This window comes from Mycobacterium sp. WMMD1722 (genome assembly GCF_049315205.1).
In the GTDB taxonomy this organism is placed as follows: Bacteria; Actinomycetota; Actinomycetes; order Mycobacteriales; family Mycobacteriaceae; genus Mycobacterium.
Genome location: NZ_CP186056.1, coordinates 5,020,633 through 5,041,672 on the forward strand (window position 1 = coordinate 5,020,633; position 21,040 = coordinate 5,041,672).

A 21,040-nucleotide genomic window follows, 5' to 3' on the forward strand; every position below is an offset into this window, starting at 1 on the left:
TCGCTCGCCCCGTCATGGTTGCATGATAGGACTATGGCGGTCTATGGTCGGAACGATGAGGCGCGAGGTGGAGTTCGAGGTCGAGGACGGGACCGTCCTCAGCGGCTATTTCCACGCGCCGGCCGACGGGCCCGGTCCGCTGATTGTGATGGCGCACGGGTTCTCTGGAGTGAAAGAGCAGATCGACCACTACGCCGCCTGTTTCGCGGCCGGCGGCTTCGCCGTTCTGGTTTACGACCACCGTGGATTCGGCACCTCCGAGGGCTTGCCCCGCCTGGAGGTGGATCCCTTGCGCCAGCTCGCGGACTGGCGCGACGCGATCACCTTCGCGGCCGCTGGGCCCGACGTGCAACCGGGGGTGCCGGTCGGCGTCTGGGGATCGAGTTTCGCGGGCGGCCTCGCGATGGTCCTGGCGGCCGACGACGACCGCGTGGGATGCGTAGTGGCCCAGATCCCGAACGTCAGCGGACACCGCACCGGGCCGGAACTCTTCGACTCCGACCAGAGGGACCGCCTCGCAGCACTTTTCGGCGCGGATCGGCGCGCCCGGCTCGACGGGGCTGAGCCGGCGCGCATCGCGGTGTTCGCCACCGAGCCCGGTGAACCGTGCGCGCTGCCGCCGACGGTGAGCCCGCGGTACATCAGCGCCGTCACTGCGCTGGCCCCCACCTGGGTCAACGAGGTCACTCTCCGTTCGGTGGAGCACATGCTCACCTTCGAGCCCGCCGGGTGGGTGCCCCATGTCTCGCCGACTCCGTTGCTGATGATCGTCGGCGCCGACGACACGGTCACGCCTGCGCATCTGCAGCAGGAGATCTTTCACGCCGCGCCCGAGCCCAAACGACTCGTCATCCATCCCGGCGGGCATTTCGACACCTACAGCGAGCATTTCGAGCAGACCAGCCGAGCGGCACTGGACTGGTTCACCACGCATCTCGATCCGCCGACGGGCACGTGACGAGAAACGCGGCCACGCCGTGACCGAAAGCGTTGCACGTCAGTGCATTCGACAATCCACAGAAAGAGAAACAGGAGAAGATCGATATGCCCATGTGTGACCTCTACATCCAGGACGGCGCCCTCGAGCCCGAGGCCGAACGAACGTTCGTCGGCCAGGTCAGCGACCTGTTGGTCAAACACGAGGTCCGCCGGATCGTGGACCTCGTCGACGATCCGGCGGCGGTCCAGGCCAGTATCAAGCGGGCGAGCTCCATCGCCTGGATGTTCGTGCACCGCACCGACACCTACGTGGCCGGGAACCCGGTCGGGCCGACGGCGCCGCGTGGCCCGGTCTACAAATTCGTGGTCCGGATCCCCGAGGGCCAACTCGACGACGTGTTCATCCCGGCCGTCAACCGCGACATCCTCGCCGCGCTCACCGAGGCCGAGAACGGCCGATGGAAGCACCCGGAGCTACGCCTCTGGGTGTTCGTCGAGGAGGTCAAGGACGGGACGTGGGGTGCGGCGGGCGAGGTGTTGCACCTGGCGAACATCGTGGACTTCGTCGCCCCCGGCCTGGGTCGGGTCGCGGTAGAGCGCTGGGAGAACACGCAGCGCACGCAGGCTGCGGACTACCTCGAGCTCGCGCGGTCCGAGCAGGGCTCCGCATGAGCGCAACGACCACCGCACTCGGCCTGCAGGTGTTCACCAGTCCGACGCGTCCTATCGGTGGGGGACAGACGTTCTCACCCATCACGTCCACCCTGATCTCCGGCGACGACGAGGCCGTCCTGGTCGACTGCCAGTTCGTCAGGGCCGACGTCGATGCCCTCGGAGACATGATCGAGGCGACAGGGAAGACCCTCACCACGATCTTCGTCACCCATGGCCACGGCGATCACTGCTTCGGCGGCAGCCGACTGATGGAGCGCTTTCCCGCGGCGCGGTTCGTCGCGACCGCCGGCGTGGTGAGCCATCTGCGAACACACCTCGAGTCCGAGGTGAAGACGGGCACCAAGTTCTTCGGCGACGAGCTGAGCGTTCTCACCACGATGCCCGAGCCGCTCGACGGCGACGTCATCGACCTCGAAGGCCATCAGTTGCGGGTGATCGACGTCGGACAGGGCGACATCGCGCCCAGCGCGGTCCTGCACATACCGGCCCTGGAAGCCGTCGTCGCCGGCGACATCGCATACAACCAGATCCACCAGATGCTGGGGTTGAGCGGGCCTACCGAATGGGCCGCATGGATCGACAGCGTTCGGACACTGCAACGCCTCGATCCCCGGGTGGTGATCGCCGGACACAGGAAGCCCGAGGCCGACGATGACGGTCGTCGCGTGCTGGCCGAGACTCGTTCCTACATCGAGGATTTCACTGTTGCATTCCAGCAGGCGTCGTCCATGGAGGACATCGTCGAGGCGATGCACGCCAAGTATCCCCATCACGGAAATCCCACCACACTCCACTACTCCGCATACAACGCGATCAAACGCCACAAACCCGAACGTCACTGAACCCTCGACAGGAAGACACGACATGAACATCGACGGATCCGTCGCTTTGGTGACCGGAGCCAACCGCGGACTGGGTCGTCACCTCGCCGAGGAACTCCTCCGGCGTGGGGCTGCCAAGGTGTACGCCGCCGCGCGCAACCCCGAGCAGATCACCTCGGCGGGGGTGACTCCGCTGCAGCTCGACATCAACGATCCCGAATCGGTGGCCCGCGCCGCCGCCGCGGCATCCGATGTCACGGTGCTGGTGAACAATGCGGGAAACAGCTCGTCGGCAACCCTTCTCGAGGGCTCGATGAGCGATATCCGGGACCTGATGGAGACCCACTATTTCGGGACGCTGTCGGTGACGCGAGCATTCGCACCGGTGCTGCGTGCCAACGCCCCCGGCGCGATCCTGAACATCGCCTCGGTGCTGTCGTGGACGCATCCGGCCGGCTTCGGGCCGTATAGTGCGGCCAAGGCGGCTCTGTGGGCGCAAACGGACAGCGTGCGGGAGGAACTCGCATTGAGCAACGTCGCTGTGACTGCGCTGCACGTCGGCTTCATCGACACCGACATGATCGCCCACATCGACGCCCCCAAGAACGATCCGCGTGACGTCGCCGCGGCCGCGATCGACGGCGTGGCCGCGGGCGCGCGAGAAGTACTGGCCGACGACCTCACCCGCCAGGTGCGGACGTCGCTGGGCAGCCGATGACTGTTGCGCATCCGTTCGCCGAGGCGATCGAGAACGCCGACGATGACGCATATTTCGACTTGTTGGCGCCTGAGGCGGTGCTGCACAGTCCGGTCCTGCATTCGCCGTTCGTCGGGCGCCCGACGGTGGCTCCGCTGCTCGCTCTCCTGCGGGCGTGCTTCTCCAACGTCAGGTTCACCGACGAGATGCACGCCGAGGGCACGGTCGCGCTGGTCTTCAAGGCGGACATCGCCGGCAGGCAGGCCGAGGGCACCCAGGTGCTGCGTCTCGATGACGCGGGCAGAATCGTGGACCTGACCGTGTTCCTGCGGCCCATCCGCGCAGGCATGGCGCTCTCGGAGCTCATGGGCTCCAAGATCCAGAAGCTCGACGACGGCACGTACGGCCTCGCCGCAGTCCTGTGATGCAACCGCCCAGCGTAGAATCGCCGAGTGCTCAAGAGTGACTACGCGACGCAGAACTGTTCGATTGCGCGCGCGCTGGAGGTCGCGGGGGAGCGCTGGACCCTGCTGGTCGTGCGCGAACTGCTCATGAAACCGAGACGCTTCTCGGATCTGGTTCGGCGTCTGGATGTCTCGCGCAACGTCCTCACCAGCCGGCTGGCCAAGTTGATCGAGATCGGCGTCGTCGAGACCCAGACCTACGACGCCAACCACGACTGGAACGTCTACCAGCTGACCCCGATGGGGCAGGACCTGTTCCCGGTGATCAACGCCCTGATGGCTTGGGGGGACAAGTACTTCGCCCCCGACGGGCCGCCCGTGATCTTCATGCACGACTGCGAGCATCCTTCGGGTCACGCGCTGGTGTGCGAGGCGTGCGGCGAGCCCGTCACCGCCGAGAACTTCCGCCCCGTGGTGGGTCCGGGCTTCCGTAAGGCCGAACCCAGCTCCGGCGCCTAACCCAACGGGTGGGCGATCTCGTCACGCGGCATCCGCGCGGCCGTGAACGCCACCGCGGCGAGCAGCACCGGCGCGACGCCGGCCACCAGGAAGATGGTCTGCATCGATATCACCTTCGACAGCGGACCCACGATCGCGAACGACAGGGGCATGAAGGCCAGCGAGACGAAGAAGTCCAGGCTCGACACCCGGCCCAGCATCTCGGTGGGCACCCGACGCTGGAGCAGCGTCCCCCAGATCACCATGCCGGCGCCATCGGTCACGCCGACCACGAAGGTCGCGACGGCCATCATCGGGAACGACGACGTGACGCCGACGACCACCAGCGGAAGCGACCCGGCGCCCCACATCGCCATCATCATCGTCAGGTACCGCCGCGGCATTCGCGCCGACGAAATCGCCAGGGCGCCGAGGGCACTGCCGATCCCGAAGAACGCCAGGACGAACCCGTAGGCGCGCGCGCCGTCAGCGAAGCGCTCCTGCGCGATGAAGGGCAACAGCACCTCCAGCGGGCCGAGGACCAGCAGCACGAACACGCTGGCGAACAGCAGCGTCCACAGCAGCCACGGGGTGTGCGCCACGAATCGGACACCGTCGCGCAGGTCACGCAGCACGTGATTGTGCGCTGCGGTGGGCTGGGACGCGGTCGCCGGCCGGGTGGCCACCAGCAGGAGCAGAGCCAGTCCGAAGAGCACCGCGACGGTCACCGCGCCCACCGAAGGGACGGTGGCGCCGATGACGACGCCGGCCACCGCGGGTCCCACCGAGCGCTGGAACACCGGGCGCACAACACCTTCCACGCCGTTGGCGGCCAGCAGGTGTTCCGGTGCGAGAATCCGCGGCAGGATCGCGCTGTAGGCGGGGAAGAAGAACGCCGCGGCGACACCCAGCACCGCCGCCGCGACGGCCAGATGCCAGATGCGCAGCGCCCCAGTGAGACTTAGTGTTGCGACGACCGATACCGCGGCGAGGTTGACCGCCTCGACGGCGATGATGATGGCCCGCTGGTCGAAGCGGTCAGCGGCGATGCCGCCGACCAGGACGAAAGCCACCAGCCCGCCGCCCAGACACGCCGCAACCAGAGACAGCGACGCCGGGTCGTTGTCCAGCGCGATGACCTGAAGCGCCATCACGACCGTCCACATCCCTTCGGCGAAGATCGACAACGAGACTGCGGCGATCAGCAGCCGGTATTCCCGAGAGGAAAACGGTGCGAGCACGCGCCATCGACCGACGCGGGGCGCGGCGGTGTCGAGGTCGTACTGCGTACTCACCCGTCGATGGTGGCGGACCGGACGTGGACGCGTCCATCGATTTTCGGCCTCAGGGCTGGTCGGTGAACTCCGCGGTGCGCCGCTGCTGGAAAGCCCGGGTGCCCTCCCGGAAGTCGTGCGACGCCAGCAGTTTCAACTGACCTTCGGTCTCGCGCGCGATGGCTGAATCCAGTTCGGTCAGCGTCGCCGCGTTGACGGCCTGCTTGGTCTCGGCCAACGCCACGGCCGGTCCCGCCTTCAGCTGCGCCAGCACCTTGTCCACCTCGGCGTCGAATGCTTCGGCGGGGTGCACCGCGGTCACCATCCCCCATGCGTAGGCCTCGGCCGCCGGGATGCGCTCGGCCAGCAGCGCCATCCGCATCGCCCGGATCCGGCCCACGGCCGCGGCGACCAATGCCGACGCACCACCGTCGGGCATCAGTCCGATCCTGGTGAAGGCGAGCATGAAATAGGCCTGCTCCGAGGCGATCACGACATCACACGCCAGTGCCAGCGACGCTCCGACGCCCGCGGCCGGTCCGTGCACCACGGCCACCACCGGCTTGGGGAGCGCCACGATCGCGCGCACCGCCGCGTTGGCGGCGTCGAGTACGGCATTCGCGCCGATCTCCGACTTCTTCATCTGATCGGCCTCGCTGATTCCGGCGCCGGAACTGAACCCGCGTCCCGCGCCACCGAGCCGCACCACCCTGACCTGCGGGTCGTCGCCCGCCTTTCGCAGCGCGTCGGCGAGACCGTCGAGCATGTCGGCCGTCAGCGAATTGAGGCTGTCCGGACGGTTCAACGTCAGGGCCAGGACGCCGTCGTCGAGTTCCACGGTCAGGTCGTCGATGCTCGTCATGGCTTCACCTTCCCATGCGCGGCTGATGCCCGTGGCCGGTCGAGAAGGTTATACAAGTAAGCTATGTCGCGGTCAACTACTCCGAAGGAGCGGTAGAAATGGCGGGACCCCTGCATGGATTGCGCGTCGTCGAACTGGCCGGCATCGGTCCCGGTCCGCACGCAGCGATGATCCTCGGCGACCTCGGCGCCGACGTCGTTCGCATCGAGCGGCCCGGCAAGGGCTCCGGCAGCCCGAGCAAGGGACGCGATCAGCTGCTGCGCAACCGCCGTTCGGTCGCGGCCAACCTCAAGAGCGACGAAGGTCGCGACCTGGTCCTGCAGCTGGTCGCCAAGGCCGACGTGCTGATCGAGGGCTTCCGGCCCGGCGTCACCGAACGGCTCGGTCTGGGCCCGGAGGACTGTGCCAAGGTCAACGACCGCCTGATCTACGGCCGCATGACCGGCTGGGGCCAGACCGGCCCGCGCAGTCAGCAGGCCGGCCACGACATCAACTACATCTCCCTCAATGGTGTCCTGCATGCCGTGGGTCGCGCCGGCGAGCGGCCGGTCCCGCCGCTCAACCTCGCGGGCGACTTCGGCGGCGGGTCGATGTTCCTGCTCGTCGGCATCCTCGCCGCCCTGTGGGAGCGGGAACGCTCCGGCAAGGGGCAGGTGATCGACGCCGCGATGGTGGACGGATCCAGCGTGCTCGCGCAGATGATGTGGGCGTTCCGGGCCATGGGCATGTGGACCGATGTCCGCGGGGAGAACATGCTCGACACGGGCGCGCCGTACTACGACACCTACACGTGTTCGGACGGCCGCCATGTCGCGGTCGGCGCCATCGAACCGCAGTTCTACGCCGAACTCATCGCCAAGCTCGGCCTGACCGACGCCGGCCTGCCCGACCAGAACGACATGTCCCGTTGGCCGGAACTGCGCGAACGCCTCACCGAGGCCTTCGCCGCCCACGACCGCGACCACTGGACGAGGGTGTTCGCCGGCAGCGACGCCTGCTGCACGCCGGTGCTGTCGTTCGGCGAGGTCCAGGACGAACCGCACAACACCGAACGCGACACCTTCTACCGCGAGGGCGAGTATCTGTTCCCGGCTCCGGCGCCCCGCTTCTCCCGGACGCCCAATGCGGCGCCCACCCCGCCCGGGGTGCCCGGGGCGGACACCGAGGACGTTCTGCGCGACTGGGTATAGTCCCAACCAACCAGTAGGTCGGGGCGCGGGTGCGCCGGCCGGAAAGGAAAGTGCGAGTGGAGATCAAAGACGCCGTCGCCGTCGTCACCGGCGGAGCCTCCGGGCTGGGCCTGGCCACCACCAAGCGCCTGCTCGACCGGGGTGCCTCGGTGGTCGTCATCGACCTCAAGGGTGAAGACGCGGTCAAGGAGCTGGGGGACCGGGCACGGTTCGTCCAGGCCAATGTGACCGATCCCGAGCAGGTCAGCGCCGCGCTCGACGCCGCCGAGGAGATGGGCCCGCTGCGGATCAACGTCAACTGCGCCGGCATCGGCAACGCCATCAAGACGCTGTCCAAGAACGGCGCCTTCCCGCTCGAGGAGTTCACCAAGGTCATCCAGGTCAACCTGGTCGGCACGTTCAACGTGCTGCGGCTGAGCGCCGAGCGGATCGCCAAGACCGAACCGATCGGCCCGGAGAACAGCCCCGAGCGCGGCGTCATCATCAACACCGCATCGGTCGCCGCCTTCGAGGGCCAGATCGGACAGGCCGCCTACTCGGCGTCCAAGGGCGGCGTGGTCGGGATGACCCTGCCGATCGCCCGCGACCTCTCGCGCGAGTTCATCCGCGTCTGCACCATCGCCCCCGGCCTGTTCAAGACCCCGCTGCTGGGCTCGCTGCCCGAAGAGGCGCAGAAATCGCTGGGCCAGCAGGTGCCGCACCCGGCCCGCCTCGGCGACCCCGACGAGTACGGCGCGCTGGCCGTGCACATCGTGGAGAACCCGATGCTCAACGGCGAGACGATCCGGCTCGACGGCGCGATCCGCATGGCGCCGCGGTAGCCGGCATGAGCATCCGGACCAAGTTCACCGAGACCTTCGGTGTCGAACACCCGATCGTCCAGGGCGGTATGCAGTGGGTGGGCCGCGCGGAGCTCGTCGCGGCGGTGGCCAATGCGGGCGCATTGGGTTTCATCACCGCACTCACGCAACCCACTCCGGCCGATCTCGCCGACGAGATCGCCCGGTGCCGGGATCTGACGGACAAGCCGTTCGGCGTCAATCTGACGATCCTGCCGACGATCAACCCCCCGCCCTACGACGAGTACCGCCAGGTCATCGTCGACGCCGACATCAAGATCGTGGAGACCGCGGGCTCCAATCCGGCCCCGCACCTACCGATGTTCCACGACAACGGCATCAAGGTGCTGCACAAGTGCACGTCGGTGCGCCACGCGGTCAAGGCGCAGAGCCTGGGTGTCGACGGCATCAGCATCGACGGGTTCGAGTGTGCGGGCCATCCGGGTGAGGACGACATCCCCGGTCTGGTGTTGATCCCGGCCGCGTCGGCCAAGATCGACATCCCGATGATCGCCTCCGGCGGATTCGCCGACGCCCGCGGTCTGGTGGCGGCGCTGGCGCTGGGCGCCGACGGCATCAACATGGGTTCGCGGTTCATGTGCACCGCCGAGTCGGCGATCCACCACAAGGTCAAGGAGGCGATCGTCGCCGGGACCGAACTCGACACCGAGCTGATCTTTCGTCCGCTGCGCAACACCGCCCGCGTGGCGAGCAACGCGGTGTCGCGCGAGGTGGTCGACATTCTCAACAAGGGCGGTCAGTTCGAGGACGTCAAGGATCTGGTCGCCGGCAAGCGCGGCGTGAAGGTCTACGAGATCGGCGATCTGGACGCCGGTATCTGGAGTGTCGGCACCTCGATGGGGCTGATCAACGACATTCCGACGGTCGGTGAGCTGGTGGCCAGGATGGTCGACGAGGCCGAGGAGATCATCACGGGTCGACTGGCCGGCATGGTGTCGGAGCAGGCGAACGTCACGGTCTGACGCGGTCAGGCAGCAAACGGCAACGAATGACCCGCGCGCCGCCTGCGGCGCGCGGGTTCAGCCGGCTTGAGCGAGCGGAGCCGCGTCGTCGACCTGCTCGGAGGTGTCGCCCTCGACGAGAAAATCGCCGTGGTAGAGCGCCTCGAAGTCGACTTTGATGACATCGGCACTGGTGTCGTCGATCCACATGACACTGAGCGTAGGAGTCACCATTAAGGAATCGTTGAGTCACGATTCGGAAAATGGTGGCAATCCTACTTTTGGGTAGGTTCCTAGCCAGTAGGTGACGTGACGTGGATCGGGTTGGTGCCGTTCAGTGCGATCCAGGTCACCACCGCCGCCACCACAGCGACGGCTAAGAGCGCGGTGAGAGCGCGCACGGAGCCGGCCAGCCGGCCCACCCGCGGCACCCAGCGCGCATCCACCGAGTAGCCGCCGGGCCCGCTGAACAGCAGCGCGGCCGCGCCCACCGCCAGCAGGAACGGCACATTGAACGGATCGGAGTAGAACGCCGCCCCCGAGACGTTCACGGCCCAGGCGTCGAGCATCGCGGCGGTCACGGCACATGCGGCCAGCGGGGTGAAGGCGCCCAGCAGCAACCCGATCCCGCCGAGGGTCTCGGCGGCGGTCACCATGAACGCCGCCAATTCCGGCGCCCGCCAGCCGCCGGCCTCGAGGTAGCCGACCGTGGTCGGATAGTCGAACACCTTGATCAGTCCGGCCTGGAGCACGGCGGCTCCGACGCCGAGACGCAGGATCAGCAGGCCCGTGTTCAGCGGGCCCATGTTGAGTGCGGTCATGGTTGAGCAGACCGGCGCGACGGACGATACTCATCGAGGTGGACAATCCGTTCTTCGCACGACTGTGGACGGTCATGTCCGGCCACGAACCGGAGGCCGTGCGCCGGTTGCGGCATGACAACCTCGCCGGGCTGACCGGGCGGGTGCTCGAGATCGGCGCCGGCACGGGAACCAACTTCGCCCACTATCCGCCCGGGGTCACCGAGGTGGTCGCACTCGAACCCGAACGCAGGCTCGCCGAGCTGGCCCGATCGGCGGCCGCCCACGCTCCGGTACCGGTGACCGTCATCGAAGACACCGTCGAGCAGTACCGGACCGACGAGCCGTTCGACGCGGTGGTGTGCGCCCTGGTGCTGTGTTCGATCGAGGACCCCGACGCCGTGCTGCGGGAGCTCTCTGCGCTGCTGAAGCCGGGCGGGCAGCTGCGCTACCTGGAGCACGTGGCGGGCACGGGCATACGCGCGCGCGTGCAGCGGGCTGCCGATGCGACCGTGTGGCCCAGGCTGCTGGGCAACTGCCACACCCACCGGCACACCGAATCTGCCATAGCGAGAGCTGGATTCGTGGTCGAACAGTCCCGCCACGAGTGGGTCTTCCCGCGTTGGCTGCCCTCACCGGTGGCCGAGGTGGCGCTCGGCCGCGCGGTGCGCGCGGGCTAACCCAGCAGCTCGGGCAACCGCGGCAACAGGGTGGGTAGCGCGCCGGCCGCCGTCTCGCGCAGCGAGAGCGTCGCGCCGTCCGACAGCGGCGTACGTTCGGGATTGACCTCGATCACCGGGATGCCGCGGGCCAGCGCGAGCTCGGGCAACCCGGCGGCCGGATACACGATCGACGACGTACCGACGACGATCACCACGTCGGCGCCCGTGACGGCGGCCACCGAATGCTGCCAGGCCCGCTCGGGCAGCGCCTCGCCGAACCACACCACGTTCGGGCGGATCAGCCCGCCGCACGGACACTGCGGCGGCTCCACCGACTCGACCGGCTCGGGCATCTCGGGCAGCTCACCCTCGAAGCGCGCACCGCAAGCGTCGCAACGGAACTCGAACAGGCTGCCGTGCAGGTGGTAGACCTTCGTACTGCCGGCGCGCTCATGGAGGTCGTCCACGTTCTGGGTGACGACGTGGACATCCGCGTGGTCCTGCCAGGCCGCCACGGCCAGATGACCGTTGTTGGGGGCGACGGCGCTCATCATGTAGTGCCGCCACAGATACCAGGCCCACACCTTGTCCGGCTGAGCCCGCCAGCCGTCGACGCTGGAGATCTCGTAGGGGTCGACCTTGGCCCACAGCCCTGTTTCCACATCGCGGAACGTCGGCACGCCGCTCTCGGCGGAGATACCGGCGCCGCTGAGCACCGTCACCTGCACATGACCAAAGTAGTCGGACTGGGTGATGGTGGGTGATACTGAGCACGTGGCCGAATTGGGGGATTGGGTTCAGATCGACACGCACGCGGCACGGCCCCTCTTCGATCAGCTTCGGTTGCAGATCATCGATGCGGTCCGCGCCGGGCGGTTGACCCCCGGCACCCGCCTGCCCACGGTGCGCGACCTGGCCGGCCAGCTGGACCTGGCGGTCAACACCGTGGCCCGGGCCTACCGCGAATTGGAGACCTCGGGCATCGTGGAGACGCGCGGCCGCTTCGGCACATTCGTCGCCCGCAGTGATCCGGCCGATACGGCGATGGCGACCGCTGCCCACACCTTCGTGACCGCTGCCCGCGCGCTGGGCGTGACCAAGGACGAGGCCATCCGCTACGTCGAAGCCGCGTTCGGCTGACCGAATTCCAGCAGCGTCCACACCGGGCGCACCGCATCGAACAGCGGGAGCCGCTGAGCCGTCCACACCAGGGTGTTGAGCAGCCGGCCGCGGCCCTCGGGCAGCGGCAGATCGTGCACCGCGCGCACGCCGGGCACGGTGTTCACCAACTCGGCCGCCTGGGCGACGCTGAGGCTGAACGGCATGGGCGGCACCTTGTAGCGCAGCGACGTCCGCATCCCTTTACGCGCCCACCAGGCGAACCAGGACGGCGGCAGGTCGAACATCATCCGCCCGCCCGGGAACCGGGCCGCACACGCGGTGATCAGACTGGTGGCCTCGGCGGGCTGCAGATACATCAGCAGCCCCTCGGCGGTGATGAACACGCCGTCGGAGTCGTCGACGCGGTCCATCCAGCTGAAGTCCAGCGCCGACTGTGCACATGTGGTGATCCGGTCGTCGTGGGGCAGTAGCGCGTCGCGCAGCGCGATGATCGGCGGCAGGTCGACGGTGAGCCAGCGGAAGTCGTGGCCGACACCGGCGGCGTCGAGCCGGTAGAAGCTGGTCTGCAGCCCTTCGGCCAGCGCCACCACAGTGGCCCCGGGGTGGGTGCACAGGTACTTGCGGGCCTGGGCGTCGAAACCCTTGGCGCGCAACGCCATGTCCTGGCGCCGGCTGGGCCCGAACTTGGCGAAGTCGACGTCGATCGCATCGACGAGATGGATGGCCATCGGATCGTCGATCAGGCCATCCGGGCGGCGCGCTTCGGTCGCCCGGACCAGCAGCGTGAGCAACGCGGTCTCCGACACACCGGTCAGCGCGCTGCCGTCGACCTTGCCGGACTGCGGTGCGTTCGGGCTTTCCGTCACCTGCGCGAATCTACCGAACGCAGCACTTTGTCCAGCGTGCGCAGATTTCGGGTGGTGGTCGAGGACTTGTAGCGCTTCTTGCCCATGGTGGCGCCGATCGTCGTCTTGAGCGTGCCGCTCTTGGGCACCTGCCAGTAGATGACGCCCTGGCCGCGCTCGATCTTCTCCTCGGGGGGTGCGTCGGCGGCCAGCGCGGCGAGTTCGTCGAGCACCGCGTCGTCGGTGACGAAGGTGACGTAGCTGTGGTGGCCCTCGACCTCCCACTCGAACGGATAGGCCGCGCAGATCGCCGCCACGGTATCGATGTCGTACACCAGCACCCACGCCTCGTAGCCGAAGCGCTCGCGCAGCGCCCGTTCGGCGGCCGTGCGCACCGTCTCGGTCCCGGCGCTGCTCTGCAGCACGACGTTGCCGCTGGCGAGGATGGTCTTGACCGCCTCGAATCCGGCGTCCTGCAGGGCCGTGGCGACGTCGGCCATCTTCAGCGTCACCCCGCCGACGTTGACGCCCCGCAGGAATGCGGCGTAGCGCGTCATGACCCGAACTCCAGCAATGTGATGCTCGGTCTGCCACGGCGGTGCACGGGCAGGAGGTCGAGCTGCGGCCGGAACAGGAGGTCGAACAGACCGCGGCCACGCGGCATGGGCACGTCGTAGGCGGCGCGGACCCCGGGGACCGTCCCGGCGAGCGCCACCGCGGCGTCGGCGGTGAGGCTGAACGGCATCGGCGGAGCGACGTAGCGGTCGGAGAGTTTCAGTCCTTTCAGGGTTCGGCGGCTGAGCCAGGGCGGGATCGAATCGAACAACATCCGGCCGCCGGGGAAGCGGGCGGCGCAGTCGGCGATCAGGCCCAGCACGTCGTCGGGGTCCAGGTACATCAGCAGACCCTCGGCCGTGATGAACACACCGTGGGTGGCGTCCACACGGTCCATCCAGGTGCGGTCGAGTGCCGACTGGCCCAGCGCGACGGTCCGGTCGTCGGCCGGCAGCAGCTGTTCGCGCAGAGCCATCACCGGCGGCAGATCGACCGAATACCAGGTCACCTGGTCGGCGACACCGGCGTGACCGAGCCGCCACCGGCTGGTCTGCAGACCCTCGGCCAGCGCCACGACCGCGGCCTTCGGATGCGCGGTGAGATAGACGCCGGTGGCGGCGTCGAAGGCGCGGGCGCGCAACGCGTGGGACTGATTGGGCCTGCCGAACTTCAGATAGTCGTAGTCGATCGCATCGAGCAGCGCGACGGCCCACGGATCGCGGATGACGCCGTCGGAGCGCTTGGCCTCGCTGGCCCGGTTGTGCAGCGTCCACAGGGTCGTCGCCGAGACGCCCTCGAGGGTGTTGCCGTCGATCGCACTCATCGCTTCCGATGGTAAGGACTGCGCGCCGTACTAGGCTCGTGCCATGGCACGCCAGGTGTTCGACGACAAGTTGTTGGCCCTCATCGGCGGCAATTCGCTGGGGGTGCTGGCGACGCTCAAACGCGACGGCCGGCCGCAGCTGTCCAACGTGTCCTATCACTTCGACGCGCGCACCGCGACGATCCAGGTCTCGGTCACCGAGCCGCGGGCCAAGACCCGCAACCTGCGCCGTGATCCGCGCGCGTCGCTGCACGTCAGCTCCGACGACGGCTGGGCATATGCGGTCGCCGAGGGCGACGCGGTGCTCACCCCGCCCGCCGCGGCGCCGGACGACGACACCGTCGAGGCGCTGATTGCGTTGTACCGCAACATCGCCGGTGAGCATCCCGACTGGGACGATTACCGCCGCGCGATGGTCGACGACCGCCGCGTCCTGCTGACCCTGCCGATCGCACACCTGTACGGCATGCCGCCGGGCGTGCGGTGAATCCGGCGCCGGCACGGCACACTCGGCGTTAGGCTGGCGGCATGTCAGAGCAGCCGGAGGACGACACCAAGCGCAGGTTCCGGGAAGCGCTCGAACGCAAGAAGGCCAACACCTCCGGCGGCACCGACCACCGCGACGGCGGCCGCAAACAACCCAAGCAGCATGGACCGGCCGGCAGCCACCGGGAGTTCCGCCGCAAGAGCGGCTGACGGCGCGGGCCCGTTCAGTGGCCGCAGCGCTGCGCGTTGGCGTGGATCGCCTCGCGACAGTAGGCCGCCAGGCCCGGTAGACCGAATGTCTCGTCGTAGGTGGCGACGTATCTCGGGTCGCTGACGTACATGTCGCCGAGGTTGCGGTGAAACGCCGGCGGGCAGTCGTAGAACCACCGATTCACGTGCAGCCGGTGTCCTTCGGCGGCGTTCATCGCCGCCTCCGAGTCGGCGGGCAGCCCGGCGCGGAACGCGTCGGCCAGCGCCTTCTCCACCGCTTCCCCCTCGGCCTTGATCCGGGTCCACTCGTCGCGGCCGTAGGACTTCGCCCGCCGCTGCGATTCCTTCCACTCGGCGGTCTCGCCCCACTTGCGCTCGGCTTCGGCCTGATAGTCGTCGAAGCCGCCGCCGAAGAGTTCGCGCATCTCGTCGTCGGTCATGGGGGTGTTCGTCATCGCTTTCTCCAATGCCTGATCGATTGCCGCGACGAGGTCGGTCATCTCGTCGAGCCGGGCCGTGACGCGTTCGCGCTGCCGCAACAGATGGCTGACCTCGTCGCCCTCGTCGAGCAGGCGGGCGATCTCGTCGAGCGACAGCCCGAGCCGGCGATACACGATCACCTGCGACAGGCGTGCCACGTCGGCCGAGGTGTACACGCGGTAACCCGAGGCGGCGCGGCGGCTCGGCGTCAGCAACCCGATGTGGTCGTAGTGGTGCAGCGTGCGGACCGTGATACCGAATCGCCGCGCCACGTCGCCCACGGTGAGCTCGTCCACCGGCATCTCCTGCGTCACGTCGATCAGACTGCAGCCTCACGTCGCGTGAGGGTCAAGTGGCCAGCCTGCGGGCGGTCACCAGCGCGACGAGCATGATCGCCACGCACCACAGGCCGAGGTCCTTGAGACCCCACCCGACGCAGGCCAGGGTGGCCGCGCCCGCCACACACAACAGAACACCGACCGCGGCGCTGCGCAGTCCGGGGCCGGCCACCGTGCCGCCGTCCCAGCCGGGCAGCGGGCTGTTCTCGAGAGGGCGCAGCACCACGAACGCCACGCCGACGAGCGTCGCCATCACCAGCACCTGCACGATCGACAGCACGACGAAATCCGGTGCGGACGGGTCGAAGCGGGGGAAGCCGAGGTAGTCGAAGACCAGGTGCATCCCGAGCAGCACCGGCATGTGCCACAGGTAGAGCGTCATCGCGCCGGAGTTGCCGATCGCCGTCAACCACCACACCCGGGGCCGCCGCGCCCATCGCGCGATCGCCGGGGCGGCCGCGATCGCGAACGCGCACATCATGATTGCGTGACCGGCCAGCAGCAGCGACGGCGGCGACATGTTCTTGAGCTGCTGGGTCTCGACCCCGACCAGGCTCAGCTCGTAGGGTCCGAGCCGCATCAGGGCGATGTTGACGATCAACATCGCGATGCCGAGGATCACCCCGGCCCGCGGGGTGAGCAGGCCGCGCCGGTAGGCCACCCCGAGCACGCCGGGGATCAGCCACACCACGGTGTTGAGATAGCCCAGCGCCGCGACCCCGTCGACGGTCAGCCGCACGACGTCGACGAGCGCGATGGCGCCGTAGAGCGCGGCGACCGCGCCGAGCGCGCGGGCGCGGGTGGTCAGCAGGCTCAGCAGTGGCACCGCGGCCAGCACGAGGACATACGCGCCCAGGAACCACAGCAGCTGCACCGAGATGCCGGCGATCGGTTCGTAGACGTGCACAGGCAGGATTAGGCGCAGGGTGGTGAGGGCCACCGCCCAGCAGGCCAGGTAGGAGAACACCGGCCGGTAGAGCCGTGTGCACCGGCGCAGCAGCCAACCGCCCCAACTGATTCCGGGTCGCCAGGAGTCCAGACAGGCCGCGACACCGGCGAAGAAGAACAGCGGCATGATCTGGAAGATCCACGTCAGCGCCTGGAACGCGGGCACCTCGGCGAGCAGGTTGTCCCAGATGAACACCTCGTCGCGCAGCGTGCTCGTCGCCATCAGCGTGTGCCCGAGCACCACCGCCAGCAGCGCGACGATGCGGATGACGTCGATCGCGCGGTCGCGGGTGTGCGGGGTGCCCGCCGCGACATCGGACGGGGTGGGGAAGATCCGGGTCGCCACCCGGGTCGCAGAAGCCATGCGGCCACGTTAGATCGGCCTGCGGGGACCGGTCATGAGTAGAACCACGCTATTGCACACGCACCGGTGCGTCGGCCCTCGTCACGAGTTCGACCTGCGGGCGGGCGGGCACCTCGTCGGCCAGGAACCACCGGAATGCGAGGTTGCCGCGCGGATAGCCGACGGTGGTGAGGGCGTTGGGATGCGCGGTCGGTTGGTTGGACAGCACCACGGTCACCGAACCGTCGGCGTTGGGCACCGCGCTGTGGCCGTTGACCGACGTGCGGGCGTCCGTCACGCACGGGCCGGCCATGAACTGATTCCACACCACCAGATTCCAGAACCGGCAGGGCGGCGGGCGGTGGGTGATCACCAGGGCTTCGTCGTCGGCGAGGACGAAGCTGCCGTAGGAGTAGCAGGCGTCGCGCGCCGACCAGCCGAAGTTCGCATCCGGCACCTGGTAGGGCTCGGCGAATTCGTTTGCCGCGTGGGCGGTCTCGTGGCCGAGGGAATGTGCGTCCTCGCTGCGCACCCCGACGGCGAGCGGCAGGATGGCGAACATGGTGCGCAACCACGCCGCGCTCGCGCGCAGCGCCGCAGCGGTTTCGGCGTCGCCGTGGCGGATCGGGTCCGGTTCGTCGAGCGCCTCGATGCGCCACTCGACCGGACGGCCGGTGAGCGGGTCGGCCTGGTAGTCGCGGGTCATCAGGACCGCGGCGCCCGGCAGTGGGCCGAGGTCGAAGGTGAACTCGCCGTCGGCGTCCACGTCGAGCTCGTCGTCGCGCACGATCGCGACGATGCGGTCCGACCAGGCGCCGGGTGACGGTTCGTTGTAGGCGGTCACCGAGAAGTAGACGCTGTCACCGCGATTGCCGCTGATCCGGTAGCGGCGGTTCTCGTCGACCGGGCACATGAAGTAGTAGGCGTCGGTGTTGTCGCCGCCCCAGCGCCGGTCGCGGCGGAACGGGGTGTTCACCGCGACGAAGATCGGCCGGCTGGGTTCGGCGAACAGATAGGTGTCGAAGGCGACGCCGAGCGTGGTGGCCAGCATCCGGTAGCCGTCGGCGATGTGCCGGTCGTCGGTCACCGCGCGGTCGCCGGTCAGGAAGGAGGTGTCCAAACCGCCGAGGGTGTCGAGCAACTCGCGCCACGCGGCGGTCGATTCGTGGGTCATGCGCCGATGCCTTTCGTGATGAGGTCGGTGGTGCGGTCGATCCAGGACTCGTCGAGGGCGCGGCCGGCGTCGCTACCGCGGGTGAGGAGGGCGAGCAAGGTGATGCCGGCGAGCGCATCGATCAGATCGGTGGCGGTCACACCGGGCCGCACCTCGCCGCGAGCGGCCGCACCGGCCAGCCGTTCGGCCATATCGCGGGCCAGGATGTCGTTGAAACGCACCAGCAGCGCGGCATGCAGGCTGAGATCGGTGGCCATCTCGGCGATCAGACCGGGCAGGGCGGCCCGGGCGGCCGGGGTGGTCAGCACGGCGAGCGTGCGGCGCAGCATCTCGCGCACATCGCCGGCCAGCGTGCCGGTGTCAGGAAGCTCGGTGGTGTGGTCGATGGGGAAGACGGCCTCGTGGACCAGATGCGCCTTCGACGGCCAGCGCCGGTAGATGGCCGGCTTGCTGGTGCCGGCCCGTTTGGCGATGGCGTCCACCGTCAGCTCGGCGTACCCGGTCCCGGCAAGCAGGTCGACCGCGGCAGTGAGTACCGCCGATTCGATGCGGGGATCGCGAGGTCGCCCGAAGTCTGTCGCCATTACGAAACTCAAAGTAACATATGTCGCTGTGACCGACGCCACAGCCACCGTCGTGACGCTCGACGACCTCGCAAAACCCCGCTTCAGCCCGGAGGCCGAACAGATCCGCGCCGTCATGGCCACCATGGCCGCGGACTGTCCACTGGACGCGGACGCGCTGCACGCCAGGGCCCGGGCCGAGACCGGCCTCGACGACTTCGGCGACCAGGACTACCGCGAGCGACTCGAGGTCTACCTGTCCGCCCTGCGTGACATCGAGGATCTGCACCCGGCCGGTGTGGTCAATTTCCACGCCCAGCTCCTGCAGCTGCTGAAGAACCGGCTGTTGCTCACCGACCTGCTGACCCGGCATCCCGAGATCCACGACGTGCAACTCACCGCACCCGTGGTGATCGCCGGTTTGCCGCGGACCGGCACCACGCATCTGCACAACCTGCTCGCCGCCGCACCGACCTTCCGGACGCTGCCCTACTGGGAGGCCGTCGAACCGTTCCCGCTGCCCGCCGAGGCGGGCGTCGAACCGGACCCGCGGCGCGTCAGGATGGACACCGCGGTCACGGTGATGGACATCGTGATGCCGCACTTCCGCCTGATGCACGAGATGACCGCCGACCATGTGCACGAAGAGATTCAGCTGCTCGCCAACGACTTCTCGACCATGCTGTTCGAGACGCTCGCCGATGTTCCGCGGTGGCGCGAGCACTATCTGACCCACGACCAGCGCCCGCACTACGCCCATCTCGCCGTGCAACTCAAGGCCTTGCAGTTCCTGCGCGGCGGCCGGCGGTGGCTGCTCAAATCCCCGCAGCATCTCGAGCAGATCCCGGTGCTGGCCGAGGTGTTCGCAGACGCGGTCGTGGTGTTCACCCACCGCGACCCGGTGCCGGTGGCGACCTCGATGCTCGCGATGATCACCTACTCGGCGCGGATGCACCGCAGCCCGGTGCCCGTCGAGCAGATCGCGGCCTCGTGGATCGACCGCCTGGAGTTGATGCTGAACCGCCTGGTCGAGGACCGGGACACCGTGGGGCCCGAGCGATCCACCGACGTGAGGTTCGACGAGTTCATGGCCGACGAACCCGCTGTCGCCCGGCGCATCTACGACCTGGCCGGCGAACCACTCACCCCACAGAGCCGATCGGCCATGGACGGCTACCTCGCCAGCCACCACCGCGGCCGGCTGGGCCGGGTCCAGACGTCGTGTGAGATGTTCGGCCTCGACGAGGCGCAGCTGCGAATGCGCTTCGCGCCCTACGTCAGTCGGTTCCTGGGTTAGCTCTCTCCTGCCGCAGGATCGCCACCAGACAGATCACCGCGAGTACGCCGACCGCGATGGCGAAGCTCACCCCGGCGGTGCGCAGACCCCAGGCCTGCGCGGCCAGGCCCTCGCCGACCACCGGGAGCGAGATCGCCACATAGGCGACGACGAAGTAGGTGGAACTGACCTCCGCTCTGCGCTGCGCCGGGGTGCGCTCGGCGACGGCCGCCAGGCCGCGGCTGAAGCTGATGCCCTGACCGACGCCCGCGACGATCGCCGCGGCGATCAGTCCGGGCAGCGACGAAAAGTGCAGCGCCACCGCGAGAACCGCCATACCGGCAATTAGGATCGCGCAGCCGACCGCGACCGCGCGCCGCGGTTCGATGCGGCCCGCGAAGATCTGTGAGACCGCCGAGGCCGCGAAGATGGTGAAGACGATCGCCCCCGCCGCGGCGTGGTTCTCGATGCCCACGACCTCGCTGAGAAACGACGGTGCCACCGCGGCGAACAACCCGGTGACGGTGAACCCGGCGAACGCGGCCAGCCCGGCGACGACGAACACCGAGCGCACCTCCGGCGGCACCGACAACCGCTGCAGGCCCAGGGTTCCGGTGCGTTCGGAGGTCTCCGGGGCGACGAGCACGGCGGCCGCGGCCAGCACCGACATCACGATGTGCACGATGAACACCAGGTGCAGTGGGGCCAGCGCATACTGCGCGAGCAGACCCGCCAGCAGCGGTCCCGCGCCGAGACCGCCGATGTTCACCACGGTGGCGACCGCGGCCGCCCTGGCCTTCCAGTGCGGCGGAGCCGCCTCGATGACCGCCGCGGTGGCGGTGCCGGTGAACACGCCGGCCGACAGGCCCGAGAGCAACCGGCCCACCAGCAGGACCGGCACCGAATCGGCCGCCAGGAACACCACGGCGCTGGCGATCGCGAACCCCACGCCGGCCAGCAGCACGGGGCGCCGCCCGACGGCGTCCGACCAGCGCCCGAACACCAGCAGTGCGAGGAGCACACCGGCGGCGTAGGTCGCGAAGACCACCGTGGTGGTCAGGACCGCGAAGTGCATCCGGTCGGCGTACAGGGCGTACAGCGGGGTCGGCATCGTCGTGCCCAGCATCATCGCCGCGAAGGCGTAGGCCAGAAGTGGGAAGGCGAAACGGCTCGGGCGTACGGGCACAGCGTCAGACGGTAGGCGGTCAGCGAGGGCGGTCCCGCGGCGAGTCGGCGTCACCAGTGGTGCAACGC

At 68.7% G+C, this 21,040-nt stretch carries 27 protein-coding genes; 14 read left to right on the forward strand and 13 right to left on the reverse strand.

The features are described 5' to 3' along the window. Window positions 1–55 precede the first annotated feature (55 nt). The 6 genes from ACN27E_RS24380 to ACN27E_RS24405 all read left to right on the forward strand — a co-directional run bounded on the left by ACN27E_RS24380 (window position 56) and on the right by ACN27E_RS24405 (window position 4,055). Window positions 56–958 carry an alpha/beta hydrolase gene (locus tag ACN27E_RS24380; protein ID WP_422745446.1) on the forward strand — a complete coding sequence of 301 codons (903 nt, stop codon included), beginning with the start codon at window positions 56–58 and terminating at the stop codon, window positions 956–958. Window positions 959–1,044: 86 nt separating this feature from the next. Then, the gene (locus ACN27E_RS24385; RefSeq protein ID WP_422745448.1) at window positions 1,045–1,611 is read left to right on the forward strand and encodes a hypothetical protein; all 567 of its coding nucleotides are present in this window, start codon (window positions 1,045–1,047) and stop codon (window positions 1,609–1,611) included. Next, complete coding sequence (locus ACN27E_RS24390; RefSeq protein ID WP_422745450.1) at window positions 1,608–2,456, forward strand: MBL fold metallo-hydrolase; 849 nt, start codon at window positions 1,608–1,610, stop codon at window positions 2,454–2,456. Before ACN27E_RS24385 ends, ACN27E_RS24390 begins: the two co-directional genes overlap by 4 nt. A 22-nt stretch (window positions 2,457–2,478) precedes the next feature. Then, window positions 2,479–3,153, forward strand: coding sequence for an SDR family oxidoreductase (locus tag ACN27E_RS24395; RefSeq protein ID WP_422745451.1), 675 nt, complete (start codon window positions 2,479–2,481; stop codon window positions 3,151–3,153). Next, complete coding sequence (locus tag ACN27E_RS24400; RefSeq protein WP_422745452.1) at window positions 3,150–3,557, forward strand: nuclear transport factor 2 family protein; 408 nt, start codon at window positions 3,150–3,152, stop codon at window positions 3,555–3,557. The genes ACN27E_RS24395 and ACN27E_RS24400 overlap by 4 nt, the downstream gene beginning before the upstream one ends. A 27-nt stretch (window positions 3,558–3,584) precedes the next feature. After that, window positions 3,585–4,055 (forward strand): winged helix-turn-helix transcriptional regulator, encoded by a 471-nt coding sequence (locus ACN27E_RS24405; protein ID WP_422745454.1) that lies wholly within the window; start codon window positions 3,585–3,587, stop codon window positions 4,053–4,055. On the opposite strand, the gene tet(V) is transcribed toward ACN27E_RS24405, so the two are convergent. Next, window positions 4,052–5,329, reverse strand: coding sequence for a tetracycline efflux MFS transporter Tet(V) (tet(V), locus tag ACN27E_RS24410; RefSeq protein WP_422745456.1), 1,278 nt, complete (start codon window positions 5,327–5,329; stop codon window positions 4,052–4,054). The genes ACN27E_RS24405 and tet(V) overlap by 4 nt on opposite strands. A 49-nt stretch (window positions 5,330–5,378) precedes the next feature. Further along, window positions 5,379–6,170, reverse strand: a complete 792-nt coding sequence (locus ACN27E_RS24415; RefSeq protein WP_422745457.1) for an enoyl-CoA hydratase — start codon at window positions 6,168–6,170, stop codon at window positions 5,379–5,381. A 98-nt stretch (window positions 6,171–6,268) separates the two neighbouring features. Here ACN27E_RS24415 and ACN27E_RS24420 point away from each other — a divergent pair, with 98 nt between their 5' ends. From ACN27E_RS24420 to ACN27E_RS24430, 3 genes are read left to right on the forward strand one after another with little or no spacing between them, the layout of a single operon-like run. Continuing rightward, window positions 6,269–7,360: a CaiB/BaiF CoA transferase family protein gene (locus tag ACN27E_RS24420; protein ID WP_422745459.1), complete on the forward strand. Its 1,092-nt coding sequence runs from the start codon at window positions 6,269–6,271 to the stop codon at window positions 7,358–7,360. Window positions 7,361–7,416: 56 nt separating this feature from the next. Beyond that, window positions 7,417–8,181, forward strand: a complete 765-nt coding sequence (locus tag ACN27E_RS24425) for a 3-hydroxyacyl-CoA dehydrogenase (RefSeq protein WP_422745460.1) — start codon at window positions 7,417–7,419, stop codon at window positions 8,179–8,181. Between the two features lie 5 nt (window positions 8,182–8,186). Beyond that, on the forward strand, window positions 8,187–9,182 hold the full coding sequence (locus tag ACN27E_RS24430; RefSeq protein WP_422745462.1) for an NAD(P)H-dependent flavin oxidoreductase: 996 nt from the start codon (window positions 8,187–8,189) through the stop codon (window positions 9,180–9,182). Window positions 9,183–9,239: 57 nt separating this feature from the next. Here the strand turns inward: ACN27E_RS24430 and ACN27E_RS24435 are convergent, their stop codons facing one another. Next, on the reverse strand, window positions 9,240–9,371 hold the full coding sequence (locus ACN27E_RS24435; RefSeq protein WP_422750196.1) for a hypothetical protein: 132 nt from the start codon (window positions 9,369–9,371) through the stop codon (window positions 9,240–9,242). 83 nt (window positions 9,372–9,454) lie between these two features. Next, window positions 9,455–9,982: a DoxX family protein gene (locus ACN27E_RS24440; RefSeq protein ID WP_422745463.1), complete on the reverse strand. Its 528-nt coding sequence runs from the start codon at window positions 9,980–9,982 to the stop codon at window positions 9,455–9,457. Between the two features lie 74 nt (window positions 9,983–10,056). On the opposite strand from ACN27E_RS24440, the gene ACN27E_RS24445 reads away from it, so the two are divergent. Further along, window positions 10,057–10,641 carry a class I SAM-dependent methyltransferase gene (locus tag ACN27E_RS24445; protein ID WP_422750086.1) on the forward strand — a complete coding sequence of 195 codons (585 nt, stop codon included), beginning with the start codon at window positions 10,057–10,059 and terminating at the stop codon, window positions 10,639–10,641. On the opposite strand, the gene ACN27E_RS24450 is transcribed toward ACN27E_RS24445, so the two are convergent. After that, on the reverse strand, window positions 10,638–11,351 hold the full coding sequence (locus tag ACN27E_RS24450) for an NAD-dependent deacylase (protein ID WP_422745465.1): 714 nt from the start codon (window positions 11,349–11,351) through the stop codon (window positions 10,638–10,640). The two genes, ACN27E_RS24445 and ACN27E_RS24450, sit on opposite strands and share 4 nt — an antisense overlap. 46 nt (window positions 11,352–11,397) lie before the next feature. On the opposite strand from ACN27E_RS24450, the gene ACN27E_RS24455 reads away from it, so the two are divergent. Next, window positions 11,398–11,763: a GntR family transcriptional regulator gene (locus ACN27E_RS24455; protein WP_422745467.1), complete on the forward strand. Its 366-nt coding sequence runs from the start codon at window positions 11,398–11,400 to the stop codon at window positions 11,761–11,763. On the opposite strand, the gene ACN27E_RS24460 is transcribed toward ACN27E_RS24455, so the two are convergent. From ACN27E_RS24460 to ACN27E_RS24470, 3 genes are read right to left on the reverse strand one after another with little or no spacing between them, the layout of a single operon-like run. Continuing rightward, on the reverse strand, window positions 11,739–12,611 hold the full coding sequence (locus ACN27E_RS24460; protein ID WP_422745468.1) for a class I SAM-dependent methyltransferase: 873 nt from the start codon (window positions 12,609–12,611) through the stop codon (window positions 11,739–11,741). The genes ACN27E_RS24455 and ACN27E_RS24460 overlap by 25 nt on opposite strands. After that, a complete protein-coding gene (locus ACN27E_RS24465; protein ID WP_422745470.1) occupies window positions 12,608–13,147 on the reverse strand; it encodes a DUF1697 domain-containing protein in 540 nt (179 codons plus the stop codon). Before ACN27E_RS24465 ends, ACN27E_RS24460 begins: the two co-directional genes overlap by 4 nt. After that, window positions 13,144–13,968, reverse strand: a complete 825-nt coding sequence (locus ACN27E_RS24470) for a class I SAM-dependent methyltransferase (protein WP_422745471.1) — start codon at window positions 13,966–13,968, stop codon at window positions 13,144–13,146. Before ACN27E_RS24470 ends, ACN27E_RS24465 begins: the two co-directional genes overlap by 4 nt. 43 nt (window positions 13,969–14,011) lie before the next feature. Between ACN27E_RS24470 and ACN27E_RS24475 the strand changes: the two genes are divergently transcribed. Further along, window positions 14,012–14,455: a PPOX class F420-dependent oxidoreductase gene (locus tag ACN27E_RS24475; RefSeq protein ID WP_422745473.1), complete on the forward strand. Its 444-nt coding sequence runs from the start codon at window positions 14,012–14,014 to the stop codon at window positions 14,453–14,455. A 41-nt stretch (window positions 14,456–14,496) separates the two neighbouring features. Further along, complete coding sequence (locus ACN27E_RS24480) at window positions 14,497–14,664, forward strand: DUF5302 domain-containing protein (protein WP_422745475.1); 168 nt, start codon at window positions 14,497–14,499, stop codon at window positions 14,662–14,664. A gap of 14 nt (window positions 14,665–14,678) precedes the next feature. Here the strand turns inward: ACN27E_RS24480 and ACN27E_RS24485 are convergent, their stop codons facing one another. The 4 genes from ACN27E_RS24485 to ACN27E_RS24500 are packed head-to-tail and all read right to left on the reverse strand — an operon-like array spanning window position 14,679 to window position 18,531. Further along, window positions 14,679–15,440: a MerR family transcriptional regulator gene (locus ACN27E_RS24485; protein ID WP_422750088.1), complete on the reverse strand. Its 762-nt coding sequence runs from the start codon at window positions 15,438–15,440 to the stop codon at window positions 14,679–14,681. Between the two features lie 52 nt (window positions 15,441–15,492). Then, the gene (locus tag ACN27E_RS24490; RefSeq protein ID WP_422745477.1) at window positions 15,493–16,794 is read right to left on the reverse strand and encodes an acyltransferase family protein; all 1,302 of its coding nucleotides are present in this window, start codon (window positions 16,792–16,794) and stop codon (window positions 15,493–15,495) included. A 49-nt stretch (window positions 16,795–16,843) separates the two neighbouring features. Next, entirely contained in the window at window positions 16,844–17,947 is a 1,104-nt protein-coding gene (locus tag ACN27E_RS24495; protein WP_422745479.1) for a DUF1214 domain-containing protein, read from the reverse strand. Beyond that, window positions 17,944–18,531, reverse strand: a complete 588-nt coding sequence (locus tag ACN27E_RS24500; RefSeq protein ID WP_422745480.1) for a TetR/AcrR family transcriptional regulator — start codon at window positions 18,529–18,531, stop codon at window positions 17,944–17,946. Before ACN27E_RS24500 ends, ACN27E_RS24495 begins: the two co-directional genes overlap by 4 nt. A 52-nt stretch (window positions 18,532–18,583) precedes the next feature. Here ACN27E_RS24500 and ACN27E_RS24505 point away from each other — a divergent pair, with 52 nt between their 5' ends. After that, entirely contained in the window at window positions 18,584–19,807 is a 1,224-nt protein-coding gene (locus ACN27E_RS24505) for a sulfotransferase family protein (RefSeq protein WP_422750090.1), read from the forward strand. Here ACN27E_RS24505 and ACN27E_RS24510 read toward each other — a convergent pair. After that, window positions 19,788–20,972: an MFS transporter gene (locus tag ACN27E_RS24510; RefSeq protein ID WP_422745481.1), complete on the reverse strand. Its 1,185-nt coding sequence runs from the start codon at window positions 20,970–20,972 to the stop codon at window positions 19,788–19,790. The two genes, ACN27E_RS24505 and ACN27E_RS24510, sit on opposite strands and share 20 nt — an antisense overlap. Between the last annotated feature and the right edge of the window lie 68 nt (window positions 20,973–21,040).

What these genes read in the sequence shown, in the direction of transcription:
- ACN27E_RS24420 (WP_422745459.1), top strand. Translation starts at nt 6,269, where the DNA reads ATGGCGGGACCCCTGCATGGATTGCGCGTCGTCGAACTGGCCGGCATC.
- ACN27E_RS24465 (WP_422745470.1), bottom strand. Translation starts at nt 13,147, where the DNA reads ATGACGCGCTACGCCGCATTCCTGCGGGGCGTCAACGTCGGCGGGGTG.
- ACN27E_RS24400 (WP_422745452.1), top strand. Translation starts at nt 3,150, where the DNA reads ATGACTGTTGCGCATCCGTTCGCCGAGGCGATCGAGAACGCCGACGAT.
- ACN27E_RS24380 (WP_422745446.1), top strand. Translation starts at nt 56, where the DNA reads ATGAGGCGCGAGGTGGAGTTCGAGGTCGAGGACGGGACCGTCCTCAGC.
- ACN27E_RS24470 (WP_422745471.1), bottom strand. Translation starts at nt 13,968, where the DNA reads ATGAGTGCGATCGACGGCAACACCCTCGAGGGCGTCTCGGCGACGACC.
- ACN27E_RS24390 (WP_422745450.1), top strand. Translation starts at nt 1,608, where the DNA reads ATGAGCGCAACGACCACCGCACTCGGCCTGCAGGTGTTCACCAGTCCG.
- ACN27E_RS24480 (WP_422745475.1), top strand. Translation starts at nt 14,497, where the DNA reads ATGTCAGAGCAGCCGGAGGACGACACCAAGCGCAGGTTCCGGGAAGCG.
- ACN27E_RS24435 (WP_422750196.1), bottom strand. Translation starts at nt 9,371, where the DNA reads ATGTGGATCGACGACACCAGTGCCGATGTCATCAAAGTCGACTTCGAG.
- ACN27E_RS24385 (WP_422745448.1), top strand. Translation starts at nt 1,045, where the DNA reads ATGCCCATGTGTGACCTCTACATCCAGGACGGCGCCCTCGAGCCCGAG.
- ACN27E_RS24415 (WP_422745457.1), bottom strand. Translation starts at nt 6,170, where the DNA reads ATGACGAGCATCGACGACCTGACCGTGGAACTCGACGACGGCGTCCTG.
- ACN27E_RS24430 (WP_422745462.1), top strand. Translation starts at nt 8,187, where the DNA reads ATGAGCATCCGGACCAAGTTCACCGAGACCTTCGGTGTCGAACACCCG.
- ACN27E_RS24500 (WP_422745480.1), bottom strand. Translation starts at nt 18,531, where the DNA reads ATGGCGACAGACTTCGGGCGACCTCGCGATCCCCGCATCGAATCGGCG.
- ACN27E_RS24445 (WP_422750086.1), top strand. Translation starts at nt 10,057, where the DNA reads ATGTCCGGCCACGAACCGGAGGCCGTGCGCCGGTTGCGGCATGACAAC.
- ACN27E_RS24475 (WP_422745473.1), top strand. Translation starts at nt 14,012, where the DNA reads ATGGCACGCCAGGTGTTCGACGACAAGTTGTTGGCCCTCATCGGCGGC.
- ACN27E_RS24495 (WP_422745479.1), bottom strand. Translation starts at nt 17,947, where the DNA reads ATGACCCACGAATCGACCGCCGCGTGGCGCGAGTTGCTCGACACCCTC.
- ACN27E_RS24440 (WP_422745463.1), bottom strand. Translation starts at nt 9,982, where the DNA reads ATGACCGCACTCAACATGGGCCCGCTGAACACGGGCCTGCTGATCCTG.
- ACN27E_RS24490 (WP_422745477.1), bottom strand. Translation starts at nt 16,794, where the DNA reads ATGGCTTCTGCGACCCGGGTGGCGACCCGGATCTTCCCCACCCCGTCC.
- ACN27E_RS24395 (WP_422745451.1), top strand. Translation starts at nt 2,479, where the DNA reads ATGAACATCGACGGATCCGTCGCTTTGGTGACCGGAGCCAACCGCGGA.